The 16113-nt window shown below is 58.9% G+C and carries 12 protein-coding genes; 4 read left to right on the forward strand and 8 right to left on the reverse strand.

From position 1 onward, the window contains the following. Positions 1–26: 26 nt before the first annotated feature. From lpdA to AC07OE_RS04960, 3 genes are read right to left on the reverse strand one after another with little or no spacing between them, the layout of a single operon-like run. Positions 27–1454: a dihydrolipoyl dehydrogenase gene (gene lpdA, locus AC07OE_RS04950; RefSeq protein ID WP_495069449.1), complete on the reverse strand. Its 1428-nt coding sequence runs from the start codon at positions 1452–1454 to the stop codon at positions 27–29. Positions 1455–1466: 12 nt separating this feature from the next. After that, positions 1467–2717, reverse strand: a complete 1251-nt coding sequence (gene odhB / locus AC07OE_RS04955) for a 2-oxoglutarate dehydrogenase complex dihydrolipoyllysine-residue succinyltransferase (RefSeq protein ID WP_495069450.1) — start codon at positions 2715–2717, stop codon at positions 1467–1469. A gap of 45 nt (positions 2718–2762) precedes the next feature. Then, complete coding sequence (locus AC07OE_RS04960) at positions 2763–5657, reverse strand: 2-oxoglutarate dehydrogenase E1 component (RefSeq protein WP_495069451.1); 2895 nt, start codon at positions 5655–5657, stop codon at positions 2763–2765. Positions 5658–5963: 306 nt separating this feature from the next. Between AC07OE_RS04960 and AC07OE_RS04965 the strand changes: the two genes are divergently transcribed. Beyond that, on the forward strand, positions 5964–7241 hold the full coding sequence (locus AC07OE_RS04965; protein WP_495069452.1) for a tetratricopeptide repeat protein: 1278 nt from the start codon (positions 5964–5966) through the stop codon (positions 7239–7241). 15 nt (positions 7242–7256) lie between these two features. Beyond that, complete coding sequence (locus AC07OE_RS04970) at positions 7257–8612, forward strand: FecR family protein (protein ID WP_495069453.1); 1356 nt, start codon at positions 7257–7259, stop codon at positions 8610–8612. Positions 8613–8618: 6 nt separating this feature from the next. Here AC07OE_RS04970 and AC07OE_RS04975 read toward each other — a convergent pair whose 3' ends face one another. From AC07OE_RS04975 to AC07OE_RS04985, 3 genes are all read right to left on the reverse strand, one after another. Further along, positions 8619–10514: a propionate--CoA ligase gene (locus AC07OE_RS04975; RefSeq protein WP_495069454.1), complete on the reverse strand. Its 1896-nt coding sequence runs from the start codon at positions 10512–10514 to the stop codon at positions 8619–8621. Positions 10515–10634: 120 nt separating this feature from the next. Then, a complete protein-coding gene (locus AC07OE_RS04980; RefSeq protein ID WP_495069455.1) occupies positions 10635–11243 on the reverse strand; it encodes an isochorismatase family protein in 609 nt (202 codons plus the stop codon). Between the two features lie 78 nt (positions 11244–11321). Then, positions 11322–12002, reverse strand: a complete 681-nt coding sequence (locus tag AC07OE_RS04985) for a TetR/AcrR family transcriptional regulator (RefSeq protein WP_495069456.1) — start codon at positions 12000–12002, stop codon at positions 11322–11324. A gap of 215 nt (positions 12003–12217) precedes the next feature. Here AC07OE_RS04985 and AC07OE_RS04990 point away from each other — a divergent pair, with 215 nt between their 5' ends. Further along, the gene (locus tag AC07OE_RS04990) at positions 12218–12766 is read left to right on the forward strand and encodes a C40 family peptidase (protein ID WP_495069457.1); all 549 of its coding nucleotides are present in this window, start codon (positions 12218–12220) and stop codon (positions 12764–12766) included. 14 nt (positions 12767–12780) lie between these two features. Here AC07OE_RS04990 and AC07OE_RS04995 read toward each other — a convergent pair whose 3' ends face one another. After that, entirely contained in the window at positions 12781–14028 is a 1248-nt protein-coding gene (locus AC07OE_RS04995) for a YbiU family protein (RefSeq protein ID WP_495069458.1), read from the reverse strand. Continuing rightward, complete coding sequence (locus tag AC07OE_RS05000; protein ID WP_495069459.1) at positions 14015–15016, reverse strand: LacI family DNA-binding transcriptional regulator; 1002 nt, start codon at positions 15014–15016, stop codon at positions 14015–14017. Before AC07OE_RS05000 ends, AC07OE_RS04995 begins: the two co-directional genes overlap by 14 nt. A gap of 98 nt (positions 15017–15114) precedes the next feature. Here AC07OE_RS05000 and AC07OE_RS05005 point away from each other — a divergent pair, with 98 nt between their 5' ends. Continuing rightward, positions 15115–16107, forward strand: a complete 993-nt coding sequence (locus AC07OE_RS05005) for a Gfo/Idh/MocA family protein (RefSeq protein ID WP_495069460.1) — start codon at positions 15115–15117, stop codon at positions 16105–16107. Positions 16108–16113 lie beyond the last annotated feature (6 nt).

A 16113-nucleotide genomic window follows, 5' to 3' on the forward strand; every position in this document is an offset into this window, starting at 1 on the left:
GGCTAGCAGCCTATTTCATTCCTAAATCAGAAGTTCAAGGTGCGCTTGTCCACCGCCAGCGCCGCTTCCTTGGTGGCTTCGCTCAAGGAGGGGTGGGCGTGGCAAATGCGCGCAATGTCCTCGGCACTGGCTTTGAACTCCATGGCCACCACGGCTTCGGAGATCAACTCCGATGCCTGCGGGCCCACGATGTGCACGCCCAGGATTTCGTCGGTCGTGGCATCGGCCAAAAACTTCACGAAACCGGTGGTGTCACCCAGTGCGCGCGCACGACCGTTGGCCAGGAAGGGGAACTGGCCTGCCTTGTAGGCCACGCCATCCGCCTTGAGCTGCTGTTCGGTGCGGCCCACCCACGCAATCTCGGGGCTGGTGTAGATGACCCAGGGAATGGTGTTGAAGTTGACATGCCCGTGCTGGCCCGCAATGCGCTCAGCCACGGCCACGCCCTCTTCTTCCGCCTTGTGCGCCAGCATGGGCCCGCGCACCACGTCACCCACCGCCCACACGCCGGGCAGGTTGGTCTTGCAGTCGGCATCCACCACGATGGCGCCACGCTCGTCCAGTGCCAAGCCCACAGCTTCGGTGTTCAGGCCGACGGTGTTGGGCACGCGGCCGATGGAAACGATCAGCTTGTCCACATCCAGCGTCTGGGCTTCGCCCTTGGCATTGGTGTAAACCACCGACACGCCCTTCTTGCCATTCTTGATCTCGCCGACCTTCACGCCCAACTCGATCTTCAGGCCCTGCTTGGTGAAGGCCTTGAAAGCCTCTTTGGCCACACCCTCGTCCACCGCGCCCAGGAATGTGGGCAGGCCTTCGAGGATGGTGACTTCCGCGCCGAGACGCTTCCACACCGAGCCCATTTCCAGGCCGATGACGCCGGAGCCGATCAGGCCCAGCTTCTTGGGTACCGCGCCGATGTTCAGTGCGCCGTCATTGGACAGCACGTTGACTTCGTCAAACGGCGTACCGGGCAATGCGCGCGCATTGGAGCCGGTGGCGATGATGATCTGCTTGCCGGTGACGGTTTCCTCAGTGGCGCCAGCCGCCTTGATCTCGTAGCCGCCTTCGGCAGCCTTGACGAAAGAACCGCGACCGTGGAAAAAGGCGATCTTGTTCTTCTTGAAGAGGTACAAGATGCCGTCGTTGTTCTGCTTCACCACGGTGTTCTTGCGGGCAATCATCTTGGCCACATCCATGCTCACACCTTTCACCTCGATGCCGTGCTCGGCAAAGTGATGGTTGGCGTGGTTGAAGTGCTCAGAAGATTGCAGCAAGGCCTTGGAGGGAATGCAGCCCACGTTGGTGCAGGTACCACCGGGCGCAGGACCGCCCTTGTCGTTCTTCCACTCGTCGATACAGGCCACGTTAAAACCCAGTTGGGCGGCGCGGATGGCGGCGATGTAGCCACCGGGGCCACCGCCAATGACGATTACGTCGAATTGCTTGCTCATGCTATGGGATCCTTAGATGTCAAACAACAAACGGGCAGGATCTTCCAGCGCTTCCTTCATGGCCACCAGACCCAGGACGGCTTCACGGCCGTCGATGATGCGGTGGTCGTAGGACATGGCGAAGTAGTTCATGGGGCGAACCACCACCTGGCCGTTTTCCACCATAGCGCGGTCTTTGGTCGCGTGCACGCCCAAGATAGCAGACTGGGGTGGGTTGATGATGGGGGTGGACATCATGGAGCCGAAGGTACCGCCGTTGGAAATGGAGAAAGTACCGCCGGTCATTTCTTCAATGCCCAGCTTGCCGTCCTTGGCTTTCTGACCGAACTCGGCAATCTTCTTCTCAATATCGGCAAAGCTCATCTGGTCTGCATTGCGCAGGATGGGCACCACCAAGCCACGGGGGGAGCCCACGGCAATACCGATGTCAAAGTAGCCGTGGTACACGATATCGGTGCCGTCGACAGAAGCGTTCAACACAGGGAACTTCTTCAAAGCATGCACAGCCGCTTTCACGAAGAAGCTCATGAAGCCCAGCTTCACGCCATGCTCCTTCTCGAAACGCTCTTGCATGCGCTTGCGCATTTCCATGACCGGAGCCATGTTGATTTCGTTGAACGTGGTCAGGATAGCGTTGGTGGATTGCGATTGCAGCAGGCGCTCGGCTACGCGGGCACGCAGGCGACTCATGGGCACGCGCTGCTCGGGGCGGTCACCCAAGTTGACGGACGGTGCAGCCACTTGAGGCAAGGATTTGGTTGGAGCCCCCGTGGGGATTACGGCAGCAGCTATCACTTTAGGAGCAGCGGCAGCAGCCAACACGTCACCTTTGGTGATGCGGCCATCTTTGCCGGTACCTTCGACGCTGGAAGCGGCGATGCCGTTGTCTGCCAACAGCTTGGCTGCGGCAGGCATGGCAACGCCAGCTTTGGAGTTGCTGGCTGCAGCCGCGGCAGCTACAGGGGCTGCGGCTGCAGGCGCAGCGGCGGGAGCGTCAGCAGGTGCCACGGCACCGGCCACAGCAGCGGTGTCAATGCGAGCAATCAACTGCTCTGCCGCCACGGTGGCGCCATCGGCAGCCACTAATTCGACCAGCACGCCAGCGGCAGGCGCGGGTACTTCCATCACGACTTTGTCGGTCTCCACTTCGATCAGGATTTCGTCGACCGCAACGGCTTCACCGACCTTCTTCTTCCATTGCAACAAGGTTGCTTCCGCCACAGACTCAGACAGCTGTGGGACTTTGACTTCTACGATTGCCATATCTAATTCTTTCCGTTAAGTGTTGGGGGATGAAGTGCTGCTGACTCACTTGGTCAGAACAAAGCCCTTCAACTTGCCGAATGCGCCTTCGACCAGAGCCTTTTGTTGCTCCTGGTGGAGGTGGGAGTAGCCCACGGCCGGCGACGCAGACGCAGCGCGTCCGGAGTAGCCCAGCTTCTGGCCTTCCAACATGTTTTCGTGGATGTAATGCTGCACAAAGAACCATGCACCCTGGTTTTGCGGCTCGTCCTGGCACCACACCACGTCGGTGGCATTGGGGTACTTTTTCAGTTCGGTGGCAAACGCTTTGTGCGGGAAGGGGTACAGCTGTTCCACGCGGATGATGGCCACATCGTCCTGGCCCTTCTCTTCGCGCTTCTTGACCAGGTCGTAATACACCTTGCCGGAGCAGGCAATCACGCGCTTGACCTTGTCGCCCTTGAGTTCCTTGCTCTCGGGGATCACGGTCTGGAAAGCACCCTTGGTGAACTCGGACAGCGGTGAGGTCGCGTCCTTATTACGCAACAGGCTCTTGGGCGTCATGATGATCAATGGCTTGCGCAGGTTGCGCACCATCTGACGACGCAACACGTGGAAGATCTGGCTGGCCGTGGTGGGCTGCACGATCTGCATGTTGGTGTCGGCCGCCAATTGCATGAAGCGCTCCAGACGTGCCGAGCTGTGCTCAGGGCCTTGGCCTTCGTAGCCGTGGGGCAACATCAAAGTGATGCCGTTCACACGGCCCCACTTCACTTCGCCGGAGGCAATGAACTGGTCGATCACCACTTGGGCGCCGTTGGCAAAATCGCCGAACTGGGCTTCCCAGATCACCAGCGTGTTGGGGTCATTGGAAGCGTAGCCGTATTCAAAGCCCAGCACCGCCTCTTCGGACAGGATGGAGTCAATCACGACAAACGGGGCCTGGTTGTCGGCTACGTTCTGCAAAGGCACGTAGGTGCCGGCATCCCACTTTTCACGCTTCTGGTCGTGAATCACCGCGTGGCGGTGGGTAAAGGTACCGCGTCCGCAGTCTTCACCCGACAAACGTACGGGGTAACCGCTAGCCACCAGGGAGGCAAACGCCATGTGCTCCCCCATGCCCCAGTCCACATTGACTTCACCACGGCCCATGGCAGCGCGGTCGTCGTACACCTTTTTCACCAGCTGGTGAGGCGTAACGCTTTCGGGAATCGTTGTCAGCTTTTCAGACAGGCGCTTCCATTCGGTCAACGGAATGGCAGTGTCGCCAGCGTCGGTCCACTTCTTACCGAGGAACGGAGACCAGTCTACCGAGTACTTGCTCTTGAAGTTGGTCAGCACGGGATCCACAGTGTGCTTGCCAGCGTCCATGGCGGTACGGTATTCCTTGACCATGGAGTCGCCGAGGTCTGCACCCAGGCCTTGGGCGGCCAGCTTGTCCGCGTACAACTTGCGGGTGCCGGGATGCGCAGCGATTTTCTTGTACATCAAAGGCTGAGTGAGCGACGGTGTGTCCTGCTCGTTGTGGCCCAACTTGCGGTAGCAGGTGATGTCCACCACGACGTCCTGGCCGAACTCCATACGGAACTCCAACGCCAGCTGCGTCGCCAACACCACGGCTTCCGGATCATCACCATTCACGTGCAGCACGGGAGACTCAACCATCTTCACGATATCGGTGCAAAACGCGCTGGAGCGCATGTCACGCGGGTCCGAGGTGGTGAAGCCAATCTGGTTGTTGATGATGATGTGCACCGTACCACCAGTGGTGTAACCACGGGTCTGGGCCAACGCCAGTGTTTCCTGGTTCACACCCTGGCCGCCAAAGGCCGCATCACCGTGTACCAGCACGGGCAGCACTTGGTGGCCCTTGGGGTCGTCACGGCGGTCCATACGGGCACGCACGGAACCCTCCACTACCGGGTTCACGATTTCCAGGTGAGACGGGTTGAACGCCAAGGACAAATGAACGGGGCCGCCTGCAGTCGACACATCAGAGCTGAAACCCTGGTGGTACTTCACGTCACCGGCAGGCAGTTCCTCAGGCGCAGTGTGATCAAACTCCGCAAACAGGTCCGCAGGCATCTTGCCCAAGGTGTTTACCAGCACGTTCAGGCGACCGCGATGGGCCATACCAATCACGATTTCCTGGATGCCTTTGGCGCCAGCCTGCTGGATCAGTTCGTCCATCGCAGCAATAAAGCTCTCGCCACCTTCGAGGGAGAAGCGTTTCTGGCCCACGTATTTGGTGTGCAGGTAGCGCTCCAGGCCTTCAGCCGCAGTCAGACGTTCCAGAATGTGCTTCTTCTTCTCTGCATTGAATTGGGGCTTGCTGCGGGAAGCCTCCAGTTTTTGTTGCCACCAGCGCTTTTGGTTCTGGTCGGTGGTGTACATGTACTCCACGCCGATGGTGCCGCAGTAGGTCTCGCGCAGGGCGTTCATGAGCTCACGCAGGCTCATGGACTCTTTGCCGAAGAAGGTGTTGCTGATGTTGAAGACCGTTTCCTGGTCTGCATCGTTGAAGCCGTAAAACGCAGGCTCCAACTCGGGAATCTTGTCGCGCTCCATGCGCTTGAGGGGATCCAGATCCGCCCAGCGGGCACCGACATTGCGGTAGGCTGCGATCAACTGCTGCACCGCAGTTCGCTTGCGGCCCATCTCGGAATCCGCACCCGTTGCCATGACGGTCTGCTTGACACCTTTTTTCGCCAGATCGACGAACGCGTTGATCACTGGCATATGGGCTACGTCCTTGGACGTGGTGCCATCGGCAGCGGGAACGTTTTGCAGCGCGTCAAAGTAATCGCGCCAAGTGTCGGGAACGCTGCCGGGGTTGGCCAGGTAGTTCTCGTACATCTCTTCGACATACGGAGCGTTGCCACCGAACAGGTAGGTGTTGTTTTGGTAGGTTTGGTACACGGACGAAGCCGTGCTCGCACCATTGGAGCTGGTATCACTCATATCTCGCTGACCTCCGTTCCCCTTCAGGGAACATTAGCTGGTTAAAGCTGGTTAATTAACCTTCCGCGACACGGCTGAACCGATTGGCGGATGCGACTGTGGCATGGGAAGGGCCTTCATTGCAGGGCGGATTGTGCCACCTTATGGGTCACGCGGCAAAGCTAATTCCCCACACTGGGGCTACGCGCTGCCCCGCCAAGGGGGTTTTGCCAAGAGAAATTGTTCTTTTATTACAAAAGTGCATGGCATAAAATTCGCTAGCTGCCTGTGCGGTAAGGCCTCCCATTTCGCCAGAAAGTCCCACCCATGCGCTCACGATTACTCCATTGTCTGGTTCTTGCCGGTGCGTCACTGGCCGGCACAGCGCATGCCGAATGGGACGCCGGGTTGAAGCAAGCTTTGTCTTTGGCGGAGTCTGGCGCAGGACAAAAAGCCTTTGAAATGCTCGAACCCCAAGAGATGCAACGCTCCGGGGACCCTGATTTCGATTTGGTCTTGGGAATTGCAGCAAACCAGGCTGGCCACTACACGCGCGCCATTTTTGCGTTGGAACGGGTCTTGATGGTGACGCCCAACAACGCGCGCGCCAGGGCAGAGCTCGGCCATGCGTTGTACGCCGTGGGTGATAACGCGGGAGCCAAGACCATGCTGGGCCAGGCCAAGGAACAGGGCATTCCTACTGAAGCCGCCCGCACCATTGACCAACTCTTGCAAACCATAGATCGCATTGAGGCAGAAGCCAAAACCACGACCCGTGGTTACATCGAGGCAACGGCAGGCTATGACAGCAATGTCAACAGCGCCCCCGACAGCAAGACCTTCGGCCTCAAGCCGGTGACCAGCCAGTTTGGCAGCATGGGGGTGGGCATCTCTGGGCGCACGGCCATTGCCCCACGCTGGTCTGCCATCGGTAGCTTCAACGCCAGTTTCCGCGCGCATGAGCCCAATGCATTGGCCTATGACAACACCCAATTGGATGCCAGTGCCGGAGCGGCCTACTTGGTGGATCGCAACGAATACACCCTGGCCGTGCAACTGGGAGACAGCACCATTGCGAGCGTACCGGCTCGCAAAAGCTGGAGCATCTCCGGTGAATGGACACACCGTTTTGATGGCTTTCGCCAATTCAATGCCTATGCGCAGCTAGGCCAATTGCGCTACCCCCAGCAAACCCGCAATGTGGACCGTTACACGGTAGGCGCTTCCTATGGTCAACAGTTCAAAAGCGGACTCTCCGCCTACGGCAGTGGTTACATCGGACAAGAGCTAACCATGGAGCCGGGTGTAGGCCATTTGGGGCAACAATTTATCGGTGCACGCGCGGGACTGCAGCAGCCCTTTTCGGAGGCCTTGGCAGGCTTCGCCACCGTCAGTCTGGAGGACAGGGGATACAACGGACCCGACCCCTTCTTTGGCAGCGTGCGCCACGACCAGCAGTGGGGCCTGAATCTAGGCTCCATCTGGGTACCCGCCAAAGCGTGGCGCGTGACCTCGCAATGGGCTTACCTGCAGAATGTGTCGAATATCAGCACGTCCGCATTTGAAAAACAAACGCTTTCAATCACCGCGCGCCGCGAATTTTGACAGCAGGAGCACACCATGCGCACACACATTTCTCCTTGCAGGGCTACTCTCTTTGTGACTTTACTCGTCACGTCTGCGCCGAGCTGGGCGGCAGATGCCGGCACAGCCAATTTTGTGTTTGGCGACGTCACCGTACGCTCAGCCAATGGTGCCAGTGCCCCTCTCAAAAAAGGGGGCGCCGTGCAAAGTGGCGACGACATCCAGACTAGCCCCGGAGCGCAGGCACAGATCCGCTTCAGCGATGGTGGCATGGTGGCCATCCAGCCCAATTCACAGTTCAAGCTGGCCAGCTACGCCGACCGCAATGACGCGAAGTCCGACAGTTTTCTCGTGGAATTGGCCAAAGGCGGTATGCGCGCCATTACCGGTCTGATCGGCAAGCGCAACCACGACAACTACAAGGTAGTCACCAGTACCGCCACCATTGGCATTCGCGGCTCTTCGTTCCTGATTTCCTACAACACCGATGGGTCCGTGGCGGTAAATGCTGAACAAGATGCCATCGTCGTGTGTACGAATACCGGTTGCACTGGTTTGACAGCAGGCGAGACGGTTGTCGTCAAAGACAAAAACCAAGACCCTGCACGTACCACACAGCGGACTACCACTGAAGGATCTGTACCGCCTCCTCCACAAAGCCAGACCGTATCCGGAAACAAGGTGTACGTTCTAAACGACCTGCAGGCGTCATTTGTCGGAGTGGATACTGCTTCTAACTCTGTTAGCTATGCCACTTCAAATACGGACGGAAAGGCTGCGGCAATCATTGTCGATACGCCTTTGGTTGCGTATGCAGACACCGATGGCGCAAAGACATTGCTCAAGGGCTCAAACGTTTCAAGCTTTGCAGCGTCAGGTGACCCGTACGCGGCAGACTATATTGGCTGGGGCTACTGGACCAGTGCTACGAAAACTGCATCTGGTAGTACTTCTAATTTGCAGGATGTTCATTACGTTGTGGGCCGCCCGACCCCCGTGTTGCAAATGCCAACGGTGGGTACCTTTGAATACAACATGATCGGTGGTACGTCCCCCACGGCCACGAATGCCGGGACAACCCAAGTGGGACAACTTGTGAGCGCCAGCATGACGGTGGACTTTGGCTCGTCCTATGTGCAGAACATCAGTACAACGACACGCTTCGGTGGCAATGACTACACCATTAGCGCAAGCTCTATTAGTTTTGCAGGTGGCAACAAATTCAGCTACAACAACGTCTCTACTGTTACCACCAGTTTCAACGGTGGCTTTTCAGGCGCGGGAGCTAGCAAGGCCGCATTCACCTTTCAGCAGACAGGCACCAGTGTGGGCACCATTACTGGAGCGGTGGGTATGGCAAAGGGAGCCGCTACAACCTATTACCCCCAATAGTTCAATTCAAGATGGAACCAGATCCCGAATCTGCTGCAGCGCAGAGGGGTCTTCCATCGTGGTCAGGTCCCCCGGATCGCGCCCTTCGCACACGGCCTGAATAGCTCGGCGCAGCAGTTTGCCGCTACGCGTTTTGGGTAGCAAGGTAACAAAGCGTACCCGTGCAGGTCGACCCACCGCGCCAATCGAGTGGTCCACCACTTTCATGATCTCGCCTTCAAGTGCCAGCTTGGCCGCGTTGTCAACCAGCCCACTGGCATCCTTCGGCACCACAAAAGCCATCGCCACCTGACCTTTGAGCGCATCGGCAACCCCAACCACTGCCACCTCGGACACGTTCGGGTGGCTGGAAATGCTTTCCTCAATTTCCCGCGTGCCCAGGCGGTGACCCGCCACATTGATCACATCGTCCGTGCGGCCAAGGATGAAAAAGTACCCGTCCTTGTCTCGCACCCCCCAATCAAACGTGTTGTACACCAACTTGCCGGGGACGCTGCTCCAGTAGGTTTTCACAAATCGGGCGTCGTCTTGCCACACCGTTTGCATGCAGCCAGGCGGCAGCGGTCCTTCGATCGCCACGACACCCTTCTGGTCCGGCCCCGACAGCTCCTCACCCGTGTTTTCGTCCAGCAGCTTCACGTGGTAGCCATACATAGCCACACCCGGGCTACCAAATTTGCTGGGGGCTTGCTCCACACCATTGGCAATGCTGAGAATGGGCCAACCGGTCTCGGTTTGCCAGTAGTTGTCAATGATGGGCTTGCCAAGCGCCTGGCTGATCCACTGCGCGGTAGGCTCGTCCAGCGGCTCACCAGCCAAAAACAGGGCACGCAGGCTGGACAGGTCGTACTTGGACAGCAGTGTGGGGTCCTGCTTTTTGAGAACCCGCACCGCCGTAGGTGCGCTGAACATCACCGTAACCTTGTATTTCTCGACAAGGCTCCACCAGATGCCACCGTCCGGACGGGTTGGCAGTCCCTCGTACATGAGGGTTGCCATGCCAGCCAGCAAAGGACCATAGACGATGTAGCTATGCCCCACCACCCAGCCAATGTCGCTGGTGGAAAAGTACGTTTCGCCCGCCTTGCCGCCATAAATATGCTGCATGCTGGCCGCCAGTGCAACCGCGTACCCCCCGGTGTCGCGCTGCACGCCCTTGGGCTTGCCCGTGGTGCCACTGGTGTACAGCGTATAACTGGGATGCGTGGCATCCACCCATTCGCACGGAACTACGGTTTGCAAGTGATTTTGCCGCAGAGCCCCCCACAGATGGTCACGTACCGCTACCATATTCATAGCAGCCAGTTGTCGATCTACCAGCAGGACAGCGGCTGGCTTGTGCGCGGATGTGGCAATGGCTTCGTCCAGCAGGGGTTTGTAGGGCACCACCTTGCCGCCTCGCGAGCCGGCATCGGCGCTCACCACCACGCGCGGTGTTGCGTCTTCTATGCGCGAGGCCAATGATCCCGCGGCAAAGCCTCCAAACACTACGCAATGGATGGCCCCAATGCGCGCACAGGCCAGCATTGCAAAGGCAGCCTCTGCCACCATGGGCATGTAGATGAGTACCCGGTCCCCTTTGCTAACGCCCAGCGCACGCAATGCGGCAGCCATGCACTGCACCTCGGTGTGCAGCTGGGCAAAGGTGTAGACCCGCTCGGTATTGGTTTCGGTGGAGACGGCGATCAGCGCCGCCTGGTCGGGCCGGACACTGAGGTGGCGATCCACCGCGTTGTGGCACAGGTTGGTAGTACCACCGACAAACCACCGCGCAAATGGTGGGTTGCTGTAGTCGCAGATCTGTTGAGGCGGTGTTTGCCAATCGATCCGTGCCGCCTGCTCCGCCCAAAAACCGTCGCGGTCGTCGATGGAACGACGGTAAAAGTCGGCGTAGCTAGCCATGGCGTGTCTCCAGTGGGGGTAAATAAACTGAATTCATAATTATGAGCAAGCAACTTGCTACAAGCTGACTTCAGCATTTACCCCAAGGGAGCACCACACGCCCCACCAGCGGGAACAGACTTATTTGATGAGCGCCTGCATGGCCTTGAAGTCCGGGTGCTCGGCGGAGCGTACCCACTCGAACCCCACCATTTCGGTCGTCACAAGCTCGGCTCCAGCGCCAGCCAGACGGTCAAACGCGGCATCCCGATTACGCTCAGACCGGGAACTGCAGGCGTCGGTCACCACCCATACGTCAAATTCATCTTCGAGCAAGTCCAACGCCGTCTGCAGCAGGCACACATGCGCTTCGCAACCCGCGATCACAATGCTTCCACGCTGGTCGGCCGGAGGCTTTTGCAGGTGCTTGGGCAGACTTCGTGCGTTGCCCTGCACAGGCTTGGCCGGGGGGCGTAGCCATTCGCCCATGCCCTCCTCCACCGCGCTGAACTGCATCTTGCTCAAAACCCGGGCTTCGGACTCCGCCAATGCCTCCAAAAGCTGTGGCACGGTAGCCCCCAATCCAGAGGGATTCTGCTCCGTGTAGAAAGCCGGCACGTCCAGCATGGCAGCCCAGCGCGCCAACCGCACGGCATTGGCCAGGGCGAGATCCCCCTCCAACATGGCGGGCATCAGCCGAACCTGGTAATCCACCAAAACAAGCTGACTTTCTTCAACATCTAACAACATAGGACTCTTTCGTTCTGACTTGTGGAGATAAGCATAACCGGCACCGGAAACCCCGATATCACAGCACCCGGACGGACTCTAGCCAAACAAATCCACCTGGGCAGGGGCACTGGCCTGCCCATCCTCTTGCGGAGATGTAGAAACCAAAGCCCAGCGAGCAACCGTGTGATCCAGGTGTGCGGAAAAAGACTGTGCGGCCAGGGCATTGAGCGCCGACAGGCGCCGTGCATCGCGCAATAAAAGCGCTCCCAGAGCGGAGGCCAGTAGCGCCATGGTTTCGGACTGCAACTGGGGCGCGGGACAACCCAAAGCCCCGAGCGCAGCAGACACCGGTGCCAGAGACTGCAATAGATCAGCAACGATGTGATGTGTCTGGGCGGCCAGCTCGGGCTCGGTGGTGTCCTGAGCCAACAGATGTAACACCAAACCAGCCTCACTAGGGTGGGCAGCAAAATAGGAGAACCAAGCTTGGGCGCGGACGTGGAGCACGCTCAAGCCTGCATTGTTTTTGGGTACCTTTGCCTGCTGGGCAGCCGCCGCGGCACCCTGCAAAGCCTCATGGAGTACTGCGGCAAACAGCGCCTGCTTGCCTGGAAAATAGGCATACAGGGCTCCGGGCGTATAGCCCGCCCTGCGGGCAATGTCGCGCACATTGGCGCCTTGCACTCCACCTTCCGCAATGGCTGACCGGACGGCCTGCACCACGATACCCCGCCTAGCCTCGGCCATTGCCTGCTGCCGCCTGCTTCTCAACTCCATACCTAACTTCCATCAAACGCCACGCCAGACATTTGAACATTACCCAATTTAATAAACAAACATTTTGATATTAAACATTGTTCATTTTAAAGAACGCTGAATCAACGTGGATCCAAGCAAATCCATTTATTCCCTCTACAAATCAAAGACTTACCAAAACATCTTGAGACACTACTTTGCTTGACAGTAGTCGCTGACCTCATTACATTGCGCCGATGCTTTTTCGCTTTCTGGTCCTTGCACTGCTCTTGCTGGGTGCTGCACACGCCGAACCCACCACCGCCAACGACGACATGTCACGCTTCATGAATGAACGCGGCTTGCTCGCGCGCATTGGCGACGTAGGGGAAAAAATGGGAAATAAGGCTTCGGAGCTGGTGTTGAACTCCATGGCCTTCCTGGGAGTCCCGTATCGGCGGGGCGGCAATGACGCACAGACTGGCTTTGACTGCAGCGGCTTTGTGCGCGCCATCTACGAACAGACCGCAGGCCTACTGCTTCCCCGCAAGGCCGAGCAACAGGCTGCAGCTACCGAAAAAATCGACAAGAAAGACCTGCAGCCCGGAGATCTGGTGTTCTTCAACACCATGCGCCGCGCCTTCAGCCACGTAGGCATCTACGTGGGCAATGGCAAGTTCATCCATTCGCCGCGCCCCGGTGCCGAGGTGCGGGTGGAGGACATGGGCGTCAGCTACTGGTCCAAACGGTTTGACGGGGCACGTCGCGTAGCGACCGAAGAACCCGCGCCACTGGCTGCCCGCTGATTTTTGGTTGAGGCCTAGCGGCCATAGCCCATCTGCACCCGCCCCAGCGGTGTCAAATCTGCCGGTGTGAACCGGCCTTCAAAATCCACCTCATAGTCTTCCGGCGCGAAGTTGGGCGATGACTTGCCTGCTTCGAACGCTGGCCGCTGTTGTGCCAGGAAGATGCGGTTCTTCTCACAGTCTGGCGCCGCGCCAATGTAGATCACATTGCTGTAGCCCTTGCCCTGGTGCTTGTCTTCCACGCCGTGGATGGTGTCTGGATGCCACCACACCGTGTCACCGGCCTGCACTTTGGGGATGGCGCCATACGCGCGCAGTAACAAGGCATGGTACTGCTCTGACACGACCAGCGCCCGCCCCGCACGCGCGCCGCACAACGCATCTTCCGCTACGTCATCCTGCAGCGCCCGCAGCAGTACCCAGGCCATGGCATTGGTAATGGGAACCAGATTCAGCGTTCCGTCGCCGGGTCCCTGGGGAGTCAACGCCGTCCAGCCCTGGAAAGTCCGGAACATGCTGCAAACGGCAGGCGATGGAATTTCATGGGTTTCCGTACGGTACGCCGCTGCAAAAGGGTCGTACTGGCTGGCATCACCACCATAAATATGGCGGTACACATTGCGGTAGCCAGGATCGATCCAGCGCTCGATGGAGCCACCGTCCACGTGGGGCGAGAGCCCCAGCGAGGCATCGCCGGGCTCGCGCTGGCGCAGACGGTCGGCGTAGGTGCATTCTTGGTCAGGGTTGAACACCGGCTTGCCGTCCTGGTCCACATTCCAGAGCCGATTGAGCCAGCGACGGGTATGGGCCAGTTCTTCCGACTGCCGCGCTTCCATTTGCGGTTTGGACCAGTACACGCCATAGATCTGCGGACGACCGCTGGCCAGGCTGCTGAAATACTTGTCGATGCCGCGCTTGCTGACTTCTTTTTCCAGGTAACGGTTGTCGGCCAGATACGACTCAATGGTGCTGTTCCACTGTGAAACCCGCGCCTGGTCAAACACGCCGCGAACCACCACGCAACCGCGCTGTTTGATGCGGGCCACGGTAGCCGCATCAATCGTGTCCAGTTCGGAGAACTTCACTTCAGGCACCGGATTGATGCCCTGCTTGCGCTCGTTCTCGATGACTTCCACCTGGGCTTCGATGTTGCGCGTTAGCGCCTCAAAGCGCGCCTGCAGGTCCGGTATCTGAGCTCGCAGCAGCCGCTTGGCGGCAATGATTTCGCTCTGGAAATTGAGGTTGGGATCAGCTTGTTGCATGGAATAGCTCCAAAGTGGGAGGGAGAAAAAGTTGTCGGCTGGGCGGTGTATCGGGCTTGGCAAACCGCTGGAGCATGCAGGCCCCTAGCGCGTTCCCTGCACGCTGCATGTCTTCAAAGCAGCCCCAAAAGGGTTGACGGATGTACTGCGGCAGCGGACTGCTGTACTTGATGACCAACTCAATGTCCTTGCCCACTTCCAAGCCACTGTCGGCCAGTGCACTTAGCAGTGGCAGGATGGGCGCCTCGCGTGTCAGCACCAGCCCGTCAAACCGGCGGGCGTTGTCACGAGCCCATTGGTAAATATCACCGGGGGCCTGGTCCAGGCTGATGGCCTGAACGCACTCCCCGGCTACGCCCAAGCGTTGGCACTCATGGTTAAAGCCGTCGGCCAAGTGCCGATGGAAACTTGCACCGGCTTCCGGCAGCAGAATGCCCAGATGTTTGCGTGCTTGCCCCGCAAGCTTTGCCACCGCAGCGGTGGCAAAGCTCTCGTTGGCAAAGTCCACGCTATCGTGGGCATCCAGCGCGGTGCGCCCGTAGGTCACAAACGGAAAGCCCTGCTCCTGTAGCCAGCGCACGCGCGCATCCTGAGGGGCGGAATACGTCAGCACCAAACCATCGGCCAGCCCGCGCTCCACCACATAGCGCACACTATCCACAGGTTCTTGACCCGCCAGTTGCGGCAGCACGATGAGGTGGTAGTCCGTACCCTGCAACGCATCACCGAGGCCCAGCAGAAAATCCTTGAAGCCGGGCTGGATGGCATCTTGTCGGTCCATGATGAAAGCCAGCGAATTGCTGCTGCCCGTCTTCAGCCGCACCGCCGCACGGTCCCGCACATAACGGAGTTCGCGCGCAGCCTGCAGCACTTTTTCGCGGGTTTCGGGTTGCACACTGGGCAGCCCTGCCAGCGCACGCGACACCGTGGCCGAAGACAGGCCGGTGGCCTGGGCGATGGTGGTAATGCTGGTTTTTCGAGCTTGCATAGGGTGTCCTGCGATTTATTATGCAAACGTATACATTTCATGTCAAGCCTTGACTTAAATAAATGTAAACGTTATCTTTTTGATTTTAAGGAGACTTTATGCGCTGGGCATTCATTGGGGCTAGCAGTATTGCAGAGACATGGATGGTGTCTGCCGTGCGTTCTGTGGGCGACGAAATCGTGGCCGTGGTGTCAGGCGACATGGCACGGGCGCAGGCATTTGCTGCCAAACATGGCATAGCCCAGGCGCTGGACGACGAGGCCGGGCTGGACAGTCTGGACATTCAGGCGGTCTACATCTCCAGTACCAATGAAAAGCACGAGGCCTCGGTGCTGCATGCTGCCAAGCTGGGCCTGCACGTGCTGTGCGAAAAGCCCTTGGCCACCTCTCTGGCCGCCGCCCAGCGCATGGTGCGCGCCTGCGCCGATGCGGGTGTGGTGATGGGCACCAACCACCACCTGCGCCACAATAGCGCCCACCTGCAGATGCGTGAAAAACTGCGCCAAGGCGCACTGGGCAAATTGGTGTCTGCCCGTGTGAACCACTCCGTCTACCTGCCTCCGCATTTGCAAGGCTGGCGCCTCAAGGACAAAGGTGCGGGCGGCGGCGTGGTGCTGGACATTGCAGTCCACAACGCCGATTCCCTGGGATTTTTGCTGGGCGAATACCCCACTGAGGTCACCGCTATGACCAGCAACAGCGGCATGGCCGAAGGCATGGAGGACAACGCCATGTCGGTCTGGCGCTTCCCCAGCGGCATCACGGCGTTTACCCACCAGGGCTTCAACACTCCGTTTGCCGACGTGGGCCTGGAAATCCATGGTACCCGGGGCTCCCTGCAAGGCACAGGCATCCTGCACCAAGGACCCGACGGAAGGTTGAGTTTCAAGAATGCCCAGGGAGAACAGGCCCTGACGCTGGAACCCACCAATCTGTACACCCGCTGCGTGCAGCATTTCCACAAAGCCATGCGAGGCGAACCCAACGATTTGGCCGATGGCCAGGCTGGCGTGCAGTCGCTGGCCGTTGCGCTGGCAGTGCTGAAAAGTGCTGCGAGCGGCCGCACGGTGAAGGTGGCCTACAACAGCTGAGAACTG

The sequence above is a fragment of the Rhodoferax sp. GW821-FHT09E07 genome, assembly GCF_059416145.1.